Here is an 18626-nt window from a genome sequence, read left to right on the forward strand (position 1 = left end):
TGTTAGTCGTCCTACTAAAATGATTAAAAGTTACAAATTTAAAATTCGGTTATGTATTTGATACATCTGTTAGCGGCTGTGCAAAGCTGCTTGTTTGCTCGTTTTTCCCAAACCACGCTAGTTGCGAGTGCAGGGCGGCTACTTCACCAATAATGAGTAGCGCAGGCGATATAATGCTATTGCGTTCAATTAAGTCGGCAAGTTCGCCTAATTGGCCTGTTACTACACGCTGATTTTTACGTGTACCGTTTTCGATAATGGCAACAGGGGTGTCGGCTTTGCGGCCATGTTTTAAAAGCTCGCTTTGTATGTGCGGCGATTTAATTACGCCCATGTAAATAGCCAGCGTTTGATTTGCTTTTGCCAGCGATTGCCAATCAAGTTCTTGACCGTCTTTTTTACAATGCCCAGTTACAAATTGAATGGCTTGTGCATGGTCGCGATGCGTAAGCGGAATACCCGCGTAAGCACTACAACCTGCAGCGGCTGTAATACCTGGAACAATTTGATAATTTACGTTGTTAGCAGCCAGTACTTGTACTTCTTCGCCACCACGGCCATAAATAAACGGGTCACCACCTTTAATGCGGCACACTTTTTTGCCTTGTTTAGCAAGGTCGACCAGCATTTGGTTGGTATCTTCTTGAACAACACTATGATCGCCCAAACGTTTACCTACACAAATAAGGTCAGCATCGCGGCGCACTAGTTCCATAATTTCGTCAGAGACTAAAAAGTCATAAACGACGACGTCGGCTTGTTGCATAAGTTGCAGTGCTTTAAGTGTTAAAAGCTCTGGATCGCCAGGACCTGCACCTACTACATATACTTCGCCTTCAGGTTCTGCTTTCGCATCGAGCATTTGCTCTAGTTGCTGCTGTGCGGCTTGGGTATCGCCGGTTTGTACTTTACTCACGACAGATGAGTCGAACACGCCTTCCCAAAATTGGCGGCGGTCTGAAAAATGCTTAAAGCGTTTTTTTACTTTGTCTCTAAAGCCACCGACAAGTGTTGCAAGTGGGCCAATATGATGTGGAATAAGTGTTTCGAGCTTTTCGCGTAAGCGACGTGCAAGTACGGGCGCTGTGCCAGCACTTGATATAGCAATCGTAATTGGGTCACGGTCAACAATGGATGGAAATATAAACGTACATTTAGGTTGGTCATCAACCACGTTTACAAACACATTGCGGGCATTGGCAAGTTCAAATACGTTGTTGTTTACTTCATCGCGGTCGGTTGCTGCAATAACAAGCATTTTGCCATCAAGGTGCGATTCATCAAAATAAGCATCAATAAGCGTTACTTCATTATTATGTGCATGCTCTTTTAGTTCGTCGCAAAACCAAGGCGCTACTAAAGTAACGCTTGCTCTCGCTTTTAAAAACGCGCGACATTTGCGTAATGCGACCTCTCCACCGCCAACAACCAATACTGGTTTGTTGTCGAGTTTGGTAAAGATAGGTAAATACTGCACGTTAATAAGACCCCTAAACAAATTCAAATATAAGAAAACGCTTTATTCTGATAAGCAGAATATAGCGGCTATCAATAAGTAAAAAATAATTAAAACCAAGTTGATATAACCAAAAGTTATAATAGGTGGGCTTTTTAGGCCTAAGAGCTAGTTAACAAGGGATTGCGCGGAGTTACAAGTAAAATAACCAGCTTATAGTGTTTGGTTATGAGCTATAGCGAGTTTAGTTTAATTTGTTAATATGGAGGCATATCAAATTTTGTACTTATACCATTTGCATTAAATTAGTGATCTATTATAGCGACGAGAAAATAGCTCAATAACAAGGCTAAAATTATGATACATAGTTGTTCTATATAAATAGTTTTTAACCTAGTTAGTGCGTTATTTAATACGCTAAAATGATCATGTTTTTAATAAAATTGGTATTACATAAGCAACGGAGCTCTAATGACACAACACCAAAAAGATGCCGCATTAGCAGTCGCACTGATGGATTTAACAAGCTTAAACACCAGCGATACCACCAAAAGCATTCAAGCACTTGTTGATAGCATAAATCCTACCTTAGGTACGCCTGCCGCAGTATGTATTTATAGCGATTTTGTTGATGATGCAAAAATAGCACTCGCAGCGCGTGAGCTTAACCATGTTAAAGTCGCAACAGTCACTAACTTTCCAACAGGTGATGCACCACTGAGTGATGTAATTAACGAAACACTTATTTCAATAGAGCGCGGCGCTGACGAAATTGATTTGGTTATTCCTTATAAAAAGTTAATCGCGGGCGATGCTCAAACTGTACTTAATTATGTAAGCGAAAGTAAAAAAGCGTGTGGGTCGCGCGCGCAACTTAAAGTAATAATAGAAAGCGGCGAGCTAAAAACCGACGCGCTTATTACTCAAGCCACGGAGCTTGCAATTGAAGGCGGTGCTGATTTTGTAAAAACCAGTACGGGTAAAGTAGCTGTAAATGCCACGCTTGAATCAACAAAAACTATGCTAACAGCCATTAAAAACTCAAATAAACGTGTGGGCTTTAAAGCGGCCGGCGGTGTTAAAACAGTGGCCGATGCTAGTGATTATTTAGCGCTAGCACGCGCAATAATGGGTGATGATTATTTGCAAGCAAATACATTTAGGTTTGGCGCTTCAAGCTTGTTAAGTGACGTTTATAAAACCATAGGGAAATAATCAATATCTTTGGATTGTAGGTTTATCTAACCGATTAAATTATTAGCAGTTGAAACAATAATGTAATTAATTAATTAGATTTTCCAATGTGGGTATCTTTTAGGCTTGTGTTAATGAACTGCGTAAGTATAATAGGCATCCACTTTGCAGGGGCGTAGTTCCAATTGGTAGAACAGCGGTCTCCAAAACCGATGGTTGGGAGTTCGAATCTCTCCGCCCCTGCCAGTTTTACTTGTTATTTGAGTAGTCTGAGATTAAAAACCGGTTTAAATTAAGTCTGTTTTTAAGTTTAGATTTTAATGGATTAACCCTGCCGTAGTGTAGGGTTGTTGTGTCTGTAGTTAAGGTAATAATATTATGAGCACGAATGTAGAAACACCATCAAGTGCGATGGAGTCAGTAAAGTGGTTAGTAGCAATCGCGCTACTTGCAGGCGCAGTTGTTGGTAATCACATGTATGCAGATCAATCTGTATTACTACGTGCTATTGGCGTTGTTGTTGCAATAGCGGCCGGATTAGCAATTGCCTCGCAAACATTTAAGGGACGTAACTTTCTTGCTTTCGCTAAAGAAGCTCGAATTGAAGTACGCAAAGTTATTTGGCCAACGCGCCAAGAAACTACCCACACGACATTAATTGTAATGGTTGCAACAGTGATTATGGCACTTATCCTTTGGGGATTAGATGGCATTTTATTCCGCGCTGTAGGCTTTTTAACTGGATTGGAGATCTGATCCCATGTCGGATGAGAACGAGAACAAAGAAATTAAGTTACGTTGGTATGTAGTACAGGCCTTTTCTGGTTACGAAAAGCGTGTAGCTCAAACGTTAATTGAACATATTAAAATCGAAGGTCTAGAATCGAGCTTTGGTGAGATATTAGTACCAACTGAAGAAGTTGTTGAGATGCGCGCTGGCCAAAAGCGTAAATCTGAGCGTAAATTCTTCCCAGGTTATGTATTAGTACAAATGGATATGAATGACGCAAGCTGGCACTTAGTGAACAGCACAGAGCGCGTTATGGGCTTTATTGGTGGTACGTCTGATCGTCCTGCTCCTATCAGCCCTAAAGAAGCTGAGCGCATTCTTAATCGCCTACAAGAAAATGCTGAAGCACCTAAACCTGCTACATTATTTGAACCAGGTGAAGTTGTACGCGTTACAGATGGTCCATTTGCAGATTTCAGTGGTGTAGTTGAAGAAGTTGACTACGAAAAGAGCCGCGTAAAAGTATCTGTACTTATTTTTGGTCGTTCTACGCCAGTTGAGCTTGAATTCGGTCAAGTTGAGCAAGATAAGTAATTGATTAAAAAAGCTTCGCTAATTTTTATTTAAATTTTGGCATGAAGCTTGAAAAAGGCCGCTGATTAACTTATAATCAGCGGCCTTTTTGTATTAAGGTAAAATTTATTTTTTACTGTGCAAAAAGTACGAAACCAATTTTTAAACTGGGAAGCCGTTAGAGTACGCGTCCTCGCGCGCACAAGGCTGAGACCCACCAAATGAGGTATTTATAATGGCTAAAAAAGTTGAAGCTCTAATCAAGCTACAAGTTGCCGCTGGTATGGCTAATCCTAGTCCTCCAGTAGGTCCTGCACTAGGTCAACACGGTGTAAACATCATGGAATTCTGTAAAGCGTTTAACGCACGTACAGAGTCTATCGAAAAAGGCGCTCCAGTTCCTGTAGTGATCTCTGTTTACGGTGACCGTTCATTTACGTTCGACATGAAAACGCCACCTGCTGCTTACTTACTTAAGAAAGCTGCTGGTATCAAGTCAGGCTCAGGCCGTCCTAACACTGATAAAGTAGGCACAGTAACTCGTGCTCAACTTGAAGAAATTGTTGAGACAAAACGAACTGACCTTACAGCTGCCGATATGGACGCAGCGGTTCGCACTATCGCAGGTTCTGCGCGTGCGATGGGCTTGAACGTAGAGGACTAAGAAATGGCTAAATTAACTAAACGTATGCGTACTATCCGCGAAAAAGTGGAAGTAACTAAAGATTACGAAATCAATGAAGCAGTTGCTCTTTTAAAAGAGTTAGCGACAGCTAAATTCGTAGAAAGTGTTGACGTTGCCGTTAACCTTGGTATCGATGCTCGTAAATCTGATCAAAACGTTCGTGGTGCTACTGTACTACCTAACGGTACTGGTCGTGACGTTCGTGTTGCTGTATTCACACAAGGCGCTAATGCAGAAGCTGCAAAAGAAGCCGGTGCTGAATTAGTAGGTATGGAAGATCTTGCTGAACTAGTTAAAAAAGGCGAGATGAACTTTGACGTTGTTGTTGCATCACCAGACGCTATGCGTGTTGTTGGTCAACTAGGTCAAATCTTAGGCCCACGTGGTCTAATGCCAAACCCTAAAACTGGTACTGTAACGCCTAACGTTGCAGAAGCAGTTAAAAATGCTAAAGCAGGTCAAGTACGTTACCGTAATGACAAAAATGGCATCATCCATACTACTATTGGTAAGGTTGATTTCACTGCAGAGCAGTTACAACAAAACCTTGAAGCTCTAATTGTTGCGCTTAAGAAGGCTAAACCTTCTCAAGCTAAAGGTGTTTACTTGAAGAAAGTAACTATCTCTACAACAATGGGCGCAGGTGTTTCTGTTGACCAAAACACTTTAAGCACTATTGTTGCTTAATTGAGTGTTTACATGGCGCGAAATTTGTACTATAATTTCGCGCCATTTTGTTGATTAATTTATTAATTTGCAAAGTAAAGAATTCGGGTTGAAGTCCATAATTTCGTTAAGCCTTCGGGGTTAACGATAAATTGGGCTTCCGTCCAAGACCGTAGGTGGCTTCGGCCTTAATATTCACCTACGTAGACGGTGTAGACCCCAGATAGATTTTTCCTAATCCTTCTGGCTCTCGCCGTAAAAAGCATCTCTACCTTGTTTGGTAGGGAAGAGTAGAACAGGGGAATCCGATAATCGGTACCCCCATTAAACCAGGAGTAACACCCATGGCTTTAAATCTTCAAGGCAAAAAAGCAATAGTTGCTGAAGTCAACGAAGCAGCCAATGGTGCTCTATCTGCAGTTGTTGCAGATTCTCGTGGTGTAACAGTTGGCGCAATCACTGCCCTTCGTAAAGAAGCTCGTGCAAATGGTGTTTGGATGAAAGTTGTCCGTAACACTTTAGCAAAACGTGCTCTTGAAGGAACAGATTTTGAGTGTCTTTCTGATTCATTTGTTGGTCCAAGCTTAATCGCTTTCTCATCAGAGCACCCAGGTGCTGCTGCGCGTATCTTTTCAGATTTCGCGAAAAAGAATGAGAAATTCGAGCTTAAAACGGCCGCTTTTGAAGGAAATGTTGTTGATGCAGCAATGCTTGCTACATTACCTACATACGATGAAGCTGTTGCACGCTTAATGAGTGCTATGAAAGAAGCGTCTGCTGGCAAATTGTGTAAAACAATTGAAGCAGTACGTGTACAGAAAGAAGAGCAAGCTGCTTAATTTTAAGCTGTTTAATCTCACTTTCGGTGTAAAATTTATTTGGACTTAATGTCCGTTAATTATTAGGAAATTTGTAATGTCTGTATCTAAAGACCAAATCCTTGACGCAATTGCTGAAATGTCAGTAATGGACGTTGTTGCTCTTATCGAAGCAATGGAAGAAAAATTCGGCGTAACTGCTGCAGCTGCAATGGTAGCTGGTCCAGCTGCTGAAGCTGCTGAAGAGAAAACAGAATTTGACGTAATCCTTACTGGCGCTGGCGCTAACAAGGTTTCTGCAATCAAAGCTGTTCGTAGCGCAACTGGCCTAGGCCTTAAAGAAGCGAAAGCTCTTGTTGAAGCTGCTCCTACACCTGTTAAAGAAGGTGTATCTAAAGAAGAAGCTGAAGCACTTGCAAAAGATCTTACTGAAGCTGGTGCTGAAGTTGAGGTTAAGTAATTTAGCTTTTGCTAAGTTCGCTGCCTGAGAAATCAGGCAAGGGCTGGTGATTATTTAATCACCGGCCTTTTTGCGCTATAGAGTGATGCACTCTTTTAGTTCAAATAAAATCTGATTTTTTCTTTACTTTCAACGCTTTATAGTTTGCTAGTGTTAAAGTGGGATCTAATTAGAACAACAGTTAAATGTTGTAAAATCTTGGCATAGCTGCCAGTTAAGTCTGTTCTTACAAGAACAGGTCGGGTCAAAGATCAGCAAGCTGAGGAACCCCATGGCTTACTCTTATTCTGAAAAGAAACGTATCCGTAAGGATTTTGGTAAACGTCCACAAGTTTTGGATATACCTTTTTTACTGTCTACACAGTTAGAATCGTTTAAAAAATTCTTAGTGCCGGACGCTGATGGCGATCATGGTTTGGAAGCTGCCTTCCGTTCTGTGTTCCCTATTAAAAGCTACTCGGGAAATTCTGAGCTTCAATACGTAAGTTACCGTATTGGTGAGCCAGTTTTCGATGTAAAAGAATGTCAAATTCGCGGTGTGACTTATTCTGCTCCACTTCGCGTGAAACTGCGTCTTGTTGTTATGGACAAAGAAGCACCAGGCACAGTTAAAGACATTAAAGAGCAAGAAGTTTACATGGGCGAAATTCCGCTCATGACAGATACCGGTACTTTTGTAATCAATGGTACAGAGCGTGTTATCGTTTCTCAGCTACACCGTAGCCCTGGTGTATTCTTTGATAACGACCGCGGTAAAACCCATTCATCGGGTAAAGTATTATATAACGCACGCGTTATACCTTACCGTGGTTCATGGTTAGACTTCGAATTTGATGCAAAAGATAACTTATATGTACGTATTGACCGCCGTCGTAAATTACCGGCGTCTATCATCCTACGTGCACTAGAGTATTCTAGCGAAGAAATCCTAGATATGTTCTTCGATAACACTACGTTTGAAGTAACGAATGGTAAAGTTCTTATGGAACTTGTACCTTCGCGTTTACGTGGTGAAACTGCCGCTTTTGATATCAAGAGCGAAGACGGTGAAGTATTTGTTGAAAGCGGTCGTCGTGTTACGGCTCGCCACATCAAGAGCATCGAGAAGAAAGGCATTAAGCAATTAGAAGTACCACATGAGTACATCATTGGCCGTATTGTAGCTAAAAACTATGTTGATGAGTCAACTGGTGAAGTTATTGCAAATGCAAATGACGAGCTAACTCTAGAGCTAATGGCTGAATTGGTTAAAGCCGGTCACACTAAAATTGATACGTTATATATCAATGAAGTGGACAGCGGTGCTTACATGTCAAATACATTGAACATTGACTCTTCAAGCAGCCGTTTAGAAGCACTAGTAGAAATTTACCGCATGATGCGCCCAGGCGAGCCACCGACGAAAGACGCGGCTGAAGCCTTATTCCAGAACTTGTTCTTCTCTGAAGAGCGTTATGACTTATCTACTGTAGGTCGTATGAAGTTCAATAGCCGTGTTGGTTACGATACAGACACAGGCCCAGGCACATTAAGCAAAGAAGACATCGTGTCTGTTATGAAAGTATTAATTGCTATTCGTAACGGTCAAGGCGATGTTGATGATATCGATCACTTAGGCAACCGTCGTATACGTAGTGTTGGCGAAATGGCTGAGAACCAATTCCGTGTTGGTCTAGTACGTGTTGAACGTGCTGTACGTGAGCGTTTAAGCTTAGGTGACCTTGACGCTATAATGCCACAAGATCTTATTAACGCTAAGCCTATTTCGGCAGCGGTTAAAGAGTTCTTCGGCTCGTCTCAGTTATCACAGTTTATGGACCAAAATAACCCACTATCAGAAGTTACGCATAAACGTCGTATCTCTGCATTAGGTCCGGGCGGTCTAACTCGTGAACGCGCAGGCTTTGAAGTACGTGACGTTCACGTAACTCACTATGGTCGCGTATGTCCAATCGAGACTCCTGAGGGTCCAAACATCGGTCTAATTAACTCGTTGTCTACGTACGCACGTACAAATGACTACGGTTTCTTAGAAACACCTTACCGCAAAGTGGTAGATGGTGTTGTAACTGATGAAGTTGATTACTTATCAGCCATTGAAGAAGGTCAGTTTGTTATCGCACAGGCGAACTCAAACTTAACTGAAACCAATGAGTTTGTTGATGAACTTATTCCATGTCGTCACAAAGGTGAATCTACCTTTATGGGTCGCATGGACCAGCAGTATATGGATGTATCACCACAACAGGTGATCTCTGTAGCGGCAGCACTTATCCCGTTCCTAGAACACGATGATGCTAACCGTGCATTGATGGGTTCAAACATGCAACGTCAAGCAGTACCAACATTGAAAGCGGATAAACCGTTAGTAGGTACTGGTATTGAGTTAACACTAGCGAAAGACTCTGGTGTAACTATCGTTGCTAAACGTGGTGGTGAAGTAATGTATGCTGACGCAAGTCGCATCGTTGTAAATGTACATGAAGAAGAACGCATCCCTGGTGAAGCGGGCATCGACATCTACAACTTAACCAAATACACACGTTCTAACCAAAATACATGTATTAACCAAAAACCAACTTGTATGGTTGGCGAACCGGTTACTCGTGGTGACGTGTTAGCAGATGGTCCTTCGACTGACTTAGGTGACTTAGCCCTTGGTCAAAACCTTCGCGTGGCATTCATGCCATGGAACGGTTACAACTTCGAAGATTCAATCTTGTTATCAGAGCGCGTAGTTGAAGAAGATCGTCTAACGACTATCCATATTCAAGAACTACAGTGTGTTGCCCGTGATACTAAATTAGGTCCTGAAGAGATCACTGCAGATATCCCGAATGTGGGTGAGTCTGCGCTAGGCAAGCTTGATGAATCAGGCGTTGTATATATTGGTGCTGAAGTTAAAGGCGGCGATATCCTAGTAGGTAAAGTGACTCCTAAAGGCGAGACACAGCTTACACCTGAAGAGAAGCTATTACGTGCTATCTTCGGCGAAAAAGCGTCTGACGTTAAAGACAGCTCTTTACGCGTACCAAACTCTGTAACTGGTACTGTAATTGACGTGCAAGTTTTCACCCGTGATGGTGTTGAAAAAGATAAACGTGCGTTAGAAGTTGAAGACATGCAGCTTCGCGAAGCGAAGAAAGACTTCAACGAAGAGTTCCGTATTTTAGAAGCAGGCGTTTTAGACCGTGCACGCAAGCTACTTATAGCTGCTGGTTTTGATGAAGATAAACTTGCATCTCTTAATGCTGAAAAAGTACTTACGCAAAGCCTTGCTGAAGAAGACAAGCAAGCTGAGCTTGAGCAACTAGCTGCACAGTACGATGAGCTTAAAGCTGAATACGATAAAAAGTTTGAAAACAAACGTCGTAAAATTACCCAAGGTGATGATTTAGCACCAGGAGTACTTAAGATCGTTAAAGTATACCTAGCTGTTAAACGTCGCATCCAACCGGGTGATAAAATGGCGGGTCGTCACGGTAACAAAGGTGTTATCTCGACTATCGTACCAGTAGAAGATATGCCTTACGATGACAAAGGTCGTACGGTAGATATCGTATTGAATCCACTAGGTGTACCATCGCGTATGAACATCGGTCAGATCCTTGAAACACATATGGGTCTTGCTGCACGTGGTATCGGTGAACGTATTGAAGAGATGATGAAAGAACAACGTGAGCTTCATGAGCTACGTGAATTCATCAAGCAAGCTTACGAAATTGGTGAATCTCGCCAAGTTGTAGACATTGCTAGCTTCACTGATGACGAAATTCGTCGTCTAGCTGAAAACTTAAAAGGTGGTTTACCAATAGCTACTCCTGCATTTGATGGCGCGAAAGAAAGCGAAATCAAAGACATGCTTGAGCTTGGTGGATATCCTCGAAGTGGTCAGGTTACACTTTATGATGGCCGTACTGGCGATCAGTTTGAACGTCAAGTAACTGTTGGTTACATGTATATGCTTAAACTTAACCACTTGGTTGACGATAAGATGCACGCACGTTCTACTGGTTCTTACAGCCTTGTTACTCAGCAGCCGCTGGGTGGTAAAGCACAGTTCGGTGGCCAGCGTTTTGGTGAGATGGAAGTATGGGCACTTGAAGCTTACGGTGCTGCTTACACTCTACAAGAAATGCTAACAGTGAAATCGGATGACGTGAACGGTCGTACTAAGATGTATAAAAACATCGTTGATGGTAACCATAAGATGGAACCAGGTATGCCAGAATCGTTCAACGTATTGTTGAAAGAAATCCGCTCACTGGGTATCAACATCGAGTTGGAAGAAAATTAAGCCAATTAGATGCTGCAGTTAACGCTGCAGCATCTGTTACGGCTGAATAGAATGTAGGGACGAGACTATCCGTCCTCAAGATTAACTCCGACAGGAGAGCTAAGGTGAAAGACTTACTTAAGTTTCTGAAGCAACAAAATAAGACCGAAGAATTCGATGCAATTCGCATTGGTCTTGCTTCACCAGACATGGTTCGTTCATGGTCATACGGTGAAGTAAAGAAACCTGAGACTATTAACTACCGTACTTTCAAGCCTGAGCGCGACGGCTTATTCTGTGCCCGTATTTTCGGCCCAGTGAAAGATTATGAGTGTTTATGTGGTAAATATAAACGCCTTAAACACCGTGGTGTGATCTGTGAAAAGTGTGGCGTTGAAGTAACACTCACTAAAGTGCGACGCGATCGTATGGGTCATATCGACCTTGCGAGCCCAGTTGCACATATATGGTTTTTAAAATCATTACCGTCACGTATTGGCTTAATGCTAGATATGACGCTTCGTGATATTGAACGTGTTCTTTACTTCGAATCATTCGTAGTAACTGAGCCTGGTATGACAACGCTTGAGCGTGGTCAGCTATTAGGTGAAGAAGAATACTTAGATTCACTAGAAGAGCACGGTGATGAATTTGAAGCGAAGATGGGTGCTGAAGCAGTTTTAGACTTGCTTCGTGAACTTGATCTTGCTCAATTAATTGCTGAGATGCGTGAAGAGTTACCAACAATTAACTCTGAAACTAAGCGTAAAAAAATCACTAAACGTCTTAAGTTAATGGAATCGTTCCACCAATCAGGTAATAACCCTGAGTGGATGATCATGACAGTACTTCCAGTATTGCCACCTGATCTACGCCCATTAGTACCATTAGACGGTGGTCGTTTTGCGACATCTGATCTAAACGACCTTTACCGTCGTGTTATTAACCGTAATAACCGTCTTAAGCGTCTACTAGATTTAGCAGCACCAGACATTATTGTACGCAACGAAAAACGTATGTTACAAGAAGCGGTAGATGCGCTACTTGATAACGGTCGTCGTGGTCGTGCAATTACAGGTTCTAACAAACGTCCTCTTAAATCTCTTGCTGATATGATCAAGGGTAAGCAAGGTCGTTTCCGTCAGAACTTACTTGGTAAGCGTGTAGATTATTCAGGCCGTTCTGTAATCACAGTAGGTCCTACACTTAAGCTTCACCAATGTGGTCTTCCTAAGAAGATGGCACTAGAGTTATTCAAACCATTCATCTATGGCAAATTAGAGCGTCGCGGCATGGCTACGACAATCAAAGCAGCTAAGAAGATGGTTGAACGTGAAGTTCCGGAAGTATGGGATGTACTTGACGAAGTAATTCGTGAACATCCAGTATTACTTAACCGTGCACCAACACTTCACCGTTTGGGTATCCAAGCGTTTGAACCTGTGCTTATCGAAGGTAAAGCGATTCATTTGCATCCATTAGTATGTGCGGCCTACAACGCCGATTTCGATGGTGACCAAATGGCGGTACACGTACCGTTAACAATCGAAGCACAGCTTGAAGCTCGTGCCTTAATGATGTCAACAAACAACATTCTATCTCCTGCGAATGGTGAGCCAATCATCGTTCCTTCACAGGATGTTGTATTGGGTCTTTATTACATGACTCGTGACCGCATTAACGCTAAAGGCGAAGGCGCGATATTTAAAGATCCAAAAGAAGCAGAAAAAGCATACCGCAGCGGCAATGCAGACCTTCACGCAATCGTGAAAGTACGTATTAGCCAATCAGTTAAAAACGAAGACGGCATAGTAGAAGACACTGTTACTGTTATCGATACAACTGTTGGTCGTGCAATTCTGTCTCTAATTTTACCTAAAGGCATGCCGTTTGCGTCAATCAACCAGCCGCTAGGTAAAAAGCAGATTTCTGGCTTATTGAATGAGTGTTACCGTCGTCTAGGTCTTAAAGATACAGTTATCTTTGCTGACCAAGTTATGTACACCGGTTTCCATTATGCAATGAAGTCAGGTGTTTCTATCGGTATTGATGACTTAGTTATCCCACCGATTAAAGCACAGATAATTGAATCAGCTGAAGCTGAAGTGACTGAAATCAACCAACAATTCCAATCAGGTCTTGTAACGGCTGGTGAAAAGTACAATAAAGTTATCGATATCTGGTCACGTGTAAACGAAAACTTATCACGTGAGATGATGGCTAACTTGTCAAAAGATACAGTTATCAATGCAAAAGGTGAAGAAGTAGAGCAACCGTCATTTAACTCAGTGTTTATGATGGCCGACTCAGGTGCTCGTGGTAGTGCTGCACAGATTCGTCAGTTGGCGGGTATGCGTGGTCTAATGGCACGTCCAGATGGTTCAATCATCGAGACGCCAATCACAGCTAACTTCCGTGAAGGTCTAAACGTACTTCAGTACTTCATCTCAACGCATGGTGCGCGTAAAGGTCTTGCCGATACAGCACTTAAAACAGCAAACTCGGGTTACCTAACGCGTCGTCTAGTAGACGTTGCACAAGATTTGGTAATCAATGAAGATGACTGTGGCACAGAAGATGGCTTAACAATGAAACCGCTTATTGAAGGTGGTGATGTTGTAGAAGCACTTCGCGAACGTGTTCTAGGTCGTGTTGTTGCTGAAGATATTGTAATTCCAGGTACTAATACTGTACTTGTTGAACGTAATGTTATGCTTGACGAAAAACTGTGTGACCTTTTAGAAGAGCACTCAGTAGATGAAGTTCGCGTACGTTCTGTTATCACATGTGATAATGACTTTGGTGTTTGTGCTAACTGTTACGGTCGTGACCTAGCACGTGGTCACATCATCAACGCTGGTGAATCAGTGGGTGTTATCGCGGCTCAATCAATCGGTGAGCCGGGTACACAGTTAACAATGCGTACCTTCCACATCGGTGGTGCGGCATCTAGAGCATCTGCAGAAAATAATGTACAAGTTAAAACTAACGGTACATTAAAACTTCATAACTCTAAGTACGTATTAAACACAGACGGTAAGATTGTTATTACCTCTCGTTCTACGGAAATTACTATCATCGATAGTCATGGTCGTGAGAAAGAGCGTTATAAAGTACCTTACGGTGCGGTACTAACAGTGCAAGACAATGCAGAAGTTCAAGGTAACGACATCGTTGCTACTTGGGACCCGCATAGTCACCCAATCGTTCTTGAGCATAAGTCAAAAGTATCGTTCAGCGATATCGATGATTCAAATACTGAAGCACAGACTGATGAACTAACCGGTTTAACCCGTGTAGTTGTAAAAGATCTTGCTAAAGTAAATACGAAAGAACCAAAGCTTATCATTGAAAGTGAAGAGCGCGGTCTGCAAGAAACACGTCTTCCTTCATTCACTACGATTGAAGTTATTGACGGCGTTACAGCAAACCCAGGTGACGTGTTAGCACGTATTCCGCAAGAAGGTTCGAAAACTCGTGATATCACGGGTGGTCTACCACGCGTAGCCGACTTATTTGAAGCTCGTAAGCCAAAAGATCCAGCTATATTAGCTGAAGTAACTGGTACAATTAGCTTCGGTAAAGAGACTAAAGGTAAGAAGCGTTTAGTTATTACTCCAGCTGAAGGTGATCATTACGAAGAGATGATTCCTAAGTGGCGTCAACTTAACGTGTTTGAAGGTGAGCAAGTGTCTAAAGGTGAAGTTATTGCCGATGGTCCTGAATCACCGCATGACATCTTACGCCTACGTGGTGTGACTCATGTTGCTAACTATATCGTTAACGAAGTGCAAGAGGTTTACCGTTTGCAAGGCGTTAAGATCAATGACAAGCACATTGAAACAATTATCCGTCAAATGTTACGTAAATGTACCATTATGCACGGCGGTGATACTGACTTCTTAGCCGGTGAACAAATCGAAGTGGCGCGCGTTAATATCGCAAACCGTGACCTTGAAAAACAAGGTAAGATACCAGCTAAGTTTGAAATCCAGTTAATGGGTATCACAAAAGCATCACTAGCAACAGAATCTTTCATCTCTGCAGCGTCTTTCCAAGAGACAACACGTGTTCTTACAGATGCGGCAGTGAATGGTAAGAGCGATGAGCTTCGCGGTCTTAAAGAAAACGTAATTGTGGGTCGTTTGATCCCAGCCGGTACCGGTTTTGCGTATCATCAAGAACGTATGGCTCGCCGTAAACAAAGCAAAGTAGTAGTAGAAGAGCAAACAGTAAGTGCAGAAGAGGCGACTCAAGCACTTACAGACGCTCTAAATGCTGATTTGTCTGGAAATCAATAAACTGTTCTTAATCAATAGATTAAGTGATCGTAAGGCAGTTATATGCTGTCTTACGATTAGTTTAGGTTGACAGGTTAAACTTTGCTCATTAAAATTCCGCCACCCATTTACTTGTGTGCTTAATGCAGGCTCGTAAATAAAGGGCGGATTTTTTTATTTTTTTCAGTAGTAATTTTAATTTCAGGAGCTATTTAAATGGCAACTATTAACCAGCTAGTGCGTAAGCCACGCCGTAGCAAGGTTACGAAAAGTAACTCAGCTGCACTAAAAGCGTGTCCGCAAAAGCGCGGTGTATGTACTCGCGTATATACAACTACACCTAAGAAACCAAACTCGGCGTTACGTAAAGTAGCACGTGTACGTTTAACTAACGGTTTCGAAGTAACTTCATACATTGGCGGTGAAGGTCATAACCTTCAAGAGCATAGTGTAATCCTAATCCGTGGTGGTCGTGTTAAAGATTTACCAGGTGTGCGTTTTCACACTGTTCGTGGTGCACTTGACTGTGCAGGCGTTAGCGATCGTCGTCAAGCTCGTTCTAAATACGGTGCAAAACGCCCTAAAGGGTAATTGTATTCCGTTAGTAAGGCCAAGCACTAAATATTTATAATTATTGTTTTGGGTGATTGACTCGAAAGAGCAAACCTGAATAAACCGGAGATACAAAATGCCTAGAAGACGCGTAATCGGTCAACGTAAAATTCTTCCAGATCCTAAGTTCGGATCGGAACTTCTTGCTAAATTCGTTAACATCGTGATGTTAGACGGCAAGAAATCTACTGCTGAAAAAATTGTTTATGGTGCGCTAGACGTGGCTGCTGAGAAATCAGGCAAGTCGCACCTAGAAATCTTTGAAACTGCACTTGATAACATCCGTCCACAGGTAGAGGTTAAATCTCGCCGTGTTGGTGGTTCAACTTATCAAGTACCAGTTGAAGTACGTCCAGTTCGTCGTAACGCATTAGGTATGCGTTGGTTAGTAGACGCTGCACGTAAGCGTGGCGAAAAATCTATGGGCTTACGTTTAGCTCAAGAAATCGTTGACGCTTCTGATAATAAAGGCACTGCGGTTAAGAAACGTGAAGACGTTCACCGTATGGCTGAAGCGAATAAAGCATTCGCTCATTACCGTTGGTAATCTGTCTTTAACCTTTAAGAGGATCATATGGCACGTACAACTCCACTTGAGCGCTATCGTAATATAGGTATTGTTGCTCACGTAGATGCAGGCAAAACCACCACAACAGAACGTGTTCTGTTCTACACAGGTCTTTCTCATAAGATCGGTGAAGTACATGATGGCGCTGCAACTATGGATTGGATGGAGCAGGAACAAGAGCGTGGTATCACAATCACTTCTGCTGCAACAACGTGTTTTTGGAAAGGGATGGATGCTCAATTTGACGCCCATCGTATCAATATTATTGATACTCCAGGACACGTAGATTTCACTATCGAAGTAGAGCGTTCTTTACGCGTACTAGATGGTGCGGTAGTTGTTCTTTGTGCTTCATCTGGTGTACAGCCGCAAACTGAGACAGTTTGGCGTCAAGCGAACAAATACGAAGTTCCGAGAATGATCTTCGTAAATAAAATGGATCGCACGGGCGCAGACTTTTTAGCAGTGGTCAGCCAGGTGAAATCTCGTCTTGGAGCAACGCCTGTTCCAATTCAGTTGCCTGTAGGCGCTGAGGACGACTTTAAAGGTGTTATTGACCTTATAAAAATGAAAGTGATTAACTGGAACGAAGCGGACCAGGGTATGACTTTCTCTTATGAGGCAATACCGGCAGAACTTCTGGAATTAGCTGAAGAATGGCGCGCTCATTTAGTTGAAAGCGCTGCTGAAGCAACAGAAGAACTAATGGATAAATACTTAGAAGGTGAAGAGTTAAGTGAAGCAGAAATTAAAAATGCTTTACGCCAACGAACATTAGCAAATGAGATTGTTCCAGTTACTTGTGGTAGCGCATTTAAAAACAAAGGCGTCCAAGCTGTGCTTGATGGCGTTGTTGAATATATGCCGTCACCAGAGCAAGTGAAACAAATCCAAGGTATCTTAGAAAATGGTACTGAGGAAGAACGTCCAGCTAATGATAAAGCGCCGTTTGCTGCACTCGCATTTAAGATTGCAACAGACCCGTTTGTTGGAACCTTGACCTTTTTCCGTGTTTACTCTGGTACTGTTAAACAGGGTGACACGGTATATAATCCAGTAAAAAGTAAGCGTGAGCGACTTGGCCGTATCGTACAGATGCATTCAAACTCTCGTGAAGAGATCAAAGAAGTTTTCGCAGGCGACATCGCGGCAGCTATTGGTCTTAAAGACGTAACAACAGGTGAAACACTGTGTGATCCGAATTCTATTATTACGCTTGAGCGTATGGAATTCCCAGAACCAGTAATCTCTATTGCGGTTGAGCCCCGCACTATAGCTGACCAAGATAAGATGGGTATCGCACTAGGTAAACTAGCTGCTGAAGATCCTTCTTTTCGCGTACAAACTGACGAAGAATCAGGCCAGGTTATAATCTCTGGCATGGGTGAACTTCACTTAGATATCATCGTCGACCGTATGAAACGTGAATTCAGTGTTGAATGTAACGTTGGTAAGCCGCAGGTCTCATACCGAGAAGCTATTCGTTCAACTGTTAAGGTTGAAGGGAAGTTTATACGTCAGTCAGGTGGTCGTGGCCAATATGGACACGTTTGGATTAAACTTGAACCGATGGATATTACGGATGATGAGTCACCAATTTACGAGTTCGTTAACGAAACCGTAGGTGGTTCAGTTCCTAAAGAATTCGTTCCTGCGGTAGACAAAGGTATCCAAGAGCAAATGTCTCAAGGTGTACTGGCAGGCTACCCATTACTTGGCGTTAAAGCGACTTTATATGATGGTTCATTCCATGATGTAGATTCGAATGAAATGGCATTTAAAATAGCAGGTTCACTGGCAATGAAAAACGGGGCGCTTGAAGCTAACCCTGTACTTTTAGAGCCAGTAATGAAGGTTGAAGTACTCACTCCTGATTCAAATATGGGTGATGTAGTTGGCGACTTAAACCGTCGCCGCGGCATAATCGAAGGCATGGAAGATGCATTAGGTGGACTTAAGCAAATTAATGCGCAAGTTCCTCTTTCTGAAATGTTTGGTTATGCAACTGCTTTACGATCTGCAACACAGGGCCGTGCCTCATACTCTATGGAGTTTGTGAAGTACGCTGAAGCCTCTAAAAATGTCGCAGATACAATAATTTCAGCTCGCGCTGTTATATAATTTTAGCTTGTCTGGCTCAATAGTGAGTCAGGCTTTAATTTCTTTATTAGGAATTTTTTAAGATGGCAAAAGAAAAGTTTGAACGCGTAAAACCGCACGTAAACGTTGGTACAATCGGCCACGTTGACCACGGTAAAACTACACTAACTGCAGCAATCACTAACGTACTTGCAAAAGTATACGGCGG

At 42.4% G+C, this 18626-nt stretch carries 14 protein-coding genes and 1 tRNA gene; 14 read left to right on the forward strand and 1 reads right to left on the reverse strand.

Features of this window, described 5'->3' with window-relative positions; translation table 11 throughout:
• Positions 1-49: 49 nt before the first annotated feature.
• Positions 50-1477 carry a siroheme synthase CysG gene (gene cysG / locus H5089_RS14335; RefSeq protein ID WP_024603341.1) on the reverse strand — a complete coding sequence of 476 codons (1428 nt, stop codon included), beginning with the start codon at positions 1475-1477 and terminating at the stop codon, positions 50-52.
• Positions 1478-1927: 450 nt separating this feature from the next.
• Here cysG and deoC point away from each other — a divergent pair, with 450 nt between their 5' ends.
• The 14 genes from deoC to H5089_RS14405 form a co-directional block, all read left to right on the forward strand.
• Complete coding sequence (gene deoC / locus H5089_RS14340; protein WP_182712488.1) at positions 1928-2671, forward strand: deoxyribose-phosphate aldolase; 744 nt, start codon at positions 1928-1930, stop codon at positions 2669-2671.
• Between the two features lie 148 nt (positions 2672-2819).
• A tRNA-Trp gene (locus H5089_RS14345) sits at positions 2820-2896 on the forward strand.
• 132 nt (positions 2897-3028) lie between these two features.
• Positions 3029-3406, forward strand: a complete 378-nt coding sequence (secE, locus tag H5089_RS14350) for a preprotein translocase subunit SecE (RefSeq protein WP_002958877.1) — start codon at positions 3029-3031, stop codon at positions 3404-3406.
• A 4-nt stretch (positions 3407-3410) separates the two neighbouring features.
• On the forward strand, positions 3411-3974 hold the full coding sequence (gene nusG, locus H5089_RS14355; RefSeq protein ID WP_002958878.1) for a transcription termination/antitermination protein NusG: 564 nt from the start codon (positions 3411-3413) through the stop codon (positions 3972-3974).
• Positions 3975-4188: 214 nt separating this feature from the next.
• Positions 4189-4617: a 50S ribosomal protein L11 gene (rplK, locus tag H5089_RS14360; RefSeq protein WP_002958879.1), complete on the forward strand. Its 429-nt coding sequence runs from the start codon at positions 4189-4191 to the stop codon at positions 4615-4617.
• A 3-nt stretch (positions 4618-4620) separates the two neighbouring features.
• On the forward strand, positions 4621-5325 hold the full coding sequence (gene rplA, locus H5089_RS14365) for a 50S ribosomal protein L1 (RefSeq protein WP_002958880.1): 705 nt from the start codon (positions 4621-4623) through the stop codon (positions 5323-5325).
• Between the two features lie 323 nt (positions 5326-5648).
• Positions 5649-6143 (forward strand): 50S ribosomal protein L10, encoded by a 495-nt coding sequence (rplJ, locus tag H5089_RS14370; protein ID WP_002958881.1) that lies wholly within the window; start codon positions 5649-5651, stop codon positions 6141-6143.
• A gap of 76 nt (positions 6144-6219) precedes the next feature.
• On the forward strand, positions 6220-6582 hold the full coding sequence (gene rplL / locus H5089_RS14375) for a 50S ribosomal protein L7/L12 (RefSeq protein ID WP_002958882.1): 363 nt from the start codon (positions 6220-6222) through the stop codon (positions 6580-6582).
• Positions 6583-6853: 271 nt separating this feature from the next.
• Entirely contained in the window at positions 6854-10879 is a 4026-nt protein-coding gene (gene rpoB / locus H5089_RS14380) for a DNA-directed RNA polymerase subunit beta (protein ID WP_138488388.1), read from the forward strand.
• 104 nt (positions 10880-10983) lie between these two features.
• A complete protein-coding gene (rpoC, locus tag H5089_RS14385) occupies positions 10984-15159 on the forward strand; it encodes a DNA-directed RNA polymerase subunit beta' (protein WP_002958884.1) in 4176 nt (1391 codons plus the stop codon).
• A 195-nt stretch (positions 15160-15354) separates the two neighbouring features.
• Positions 15355-15729, forward strand: a complete 375-nt coding sequence (gene rpsL / locus H5089_RS14390; RefSeq protein ID WP_002958885.1) for a 30S ribosomal protein S12 — start codon at positions 15355-15357, stop codon at positions 15727-15729.
• Positions 15730-15826: 97 nt separating this feature from the next.
• Entirely contained in the window at positions 15827-16297 is a 471-nt protein-coding gene (gene rpsG, locus H5089_RS14395; protein WP_010555004.1) for a 30S ribosomal protein S7, read from the forward strand.
• A gap of 27 nt (positions 16298-16324) precedes the next feature.
• Positions 16325-18439, forward strand: coding sequence for an elongation factor G (gene fusA / locus H5089_RS14400; protein ID WP_002958887.1), 2115 nt, complete (start codon positions 16325-16327; stop codon positions 18437-18439).
• 62 nt (positions 18440-18501) lie between these two features.
• Positions 18502-18626: GTP-binding protein (locus tag H5089_RS14405; protein WP_033023824.1), on the forward strand; the 125-nt coding region annotated here is incomplete at its 3' end.

Origin of the sequence: Pseudoalteromonas sp. SR45-1, assembly GCF_014163655.1 — a bacterium.
GTDB lineage: Bacteria > Pseudomonadota > Gammaproteobacteria > Enterobacterales > Alteromonadaceae > Pseudoalteromonas > Pseudoalteromonas distincta.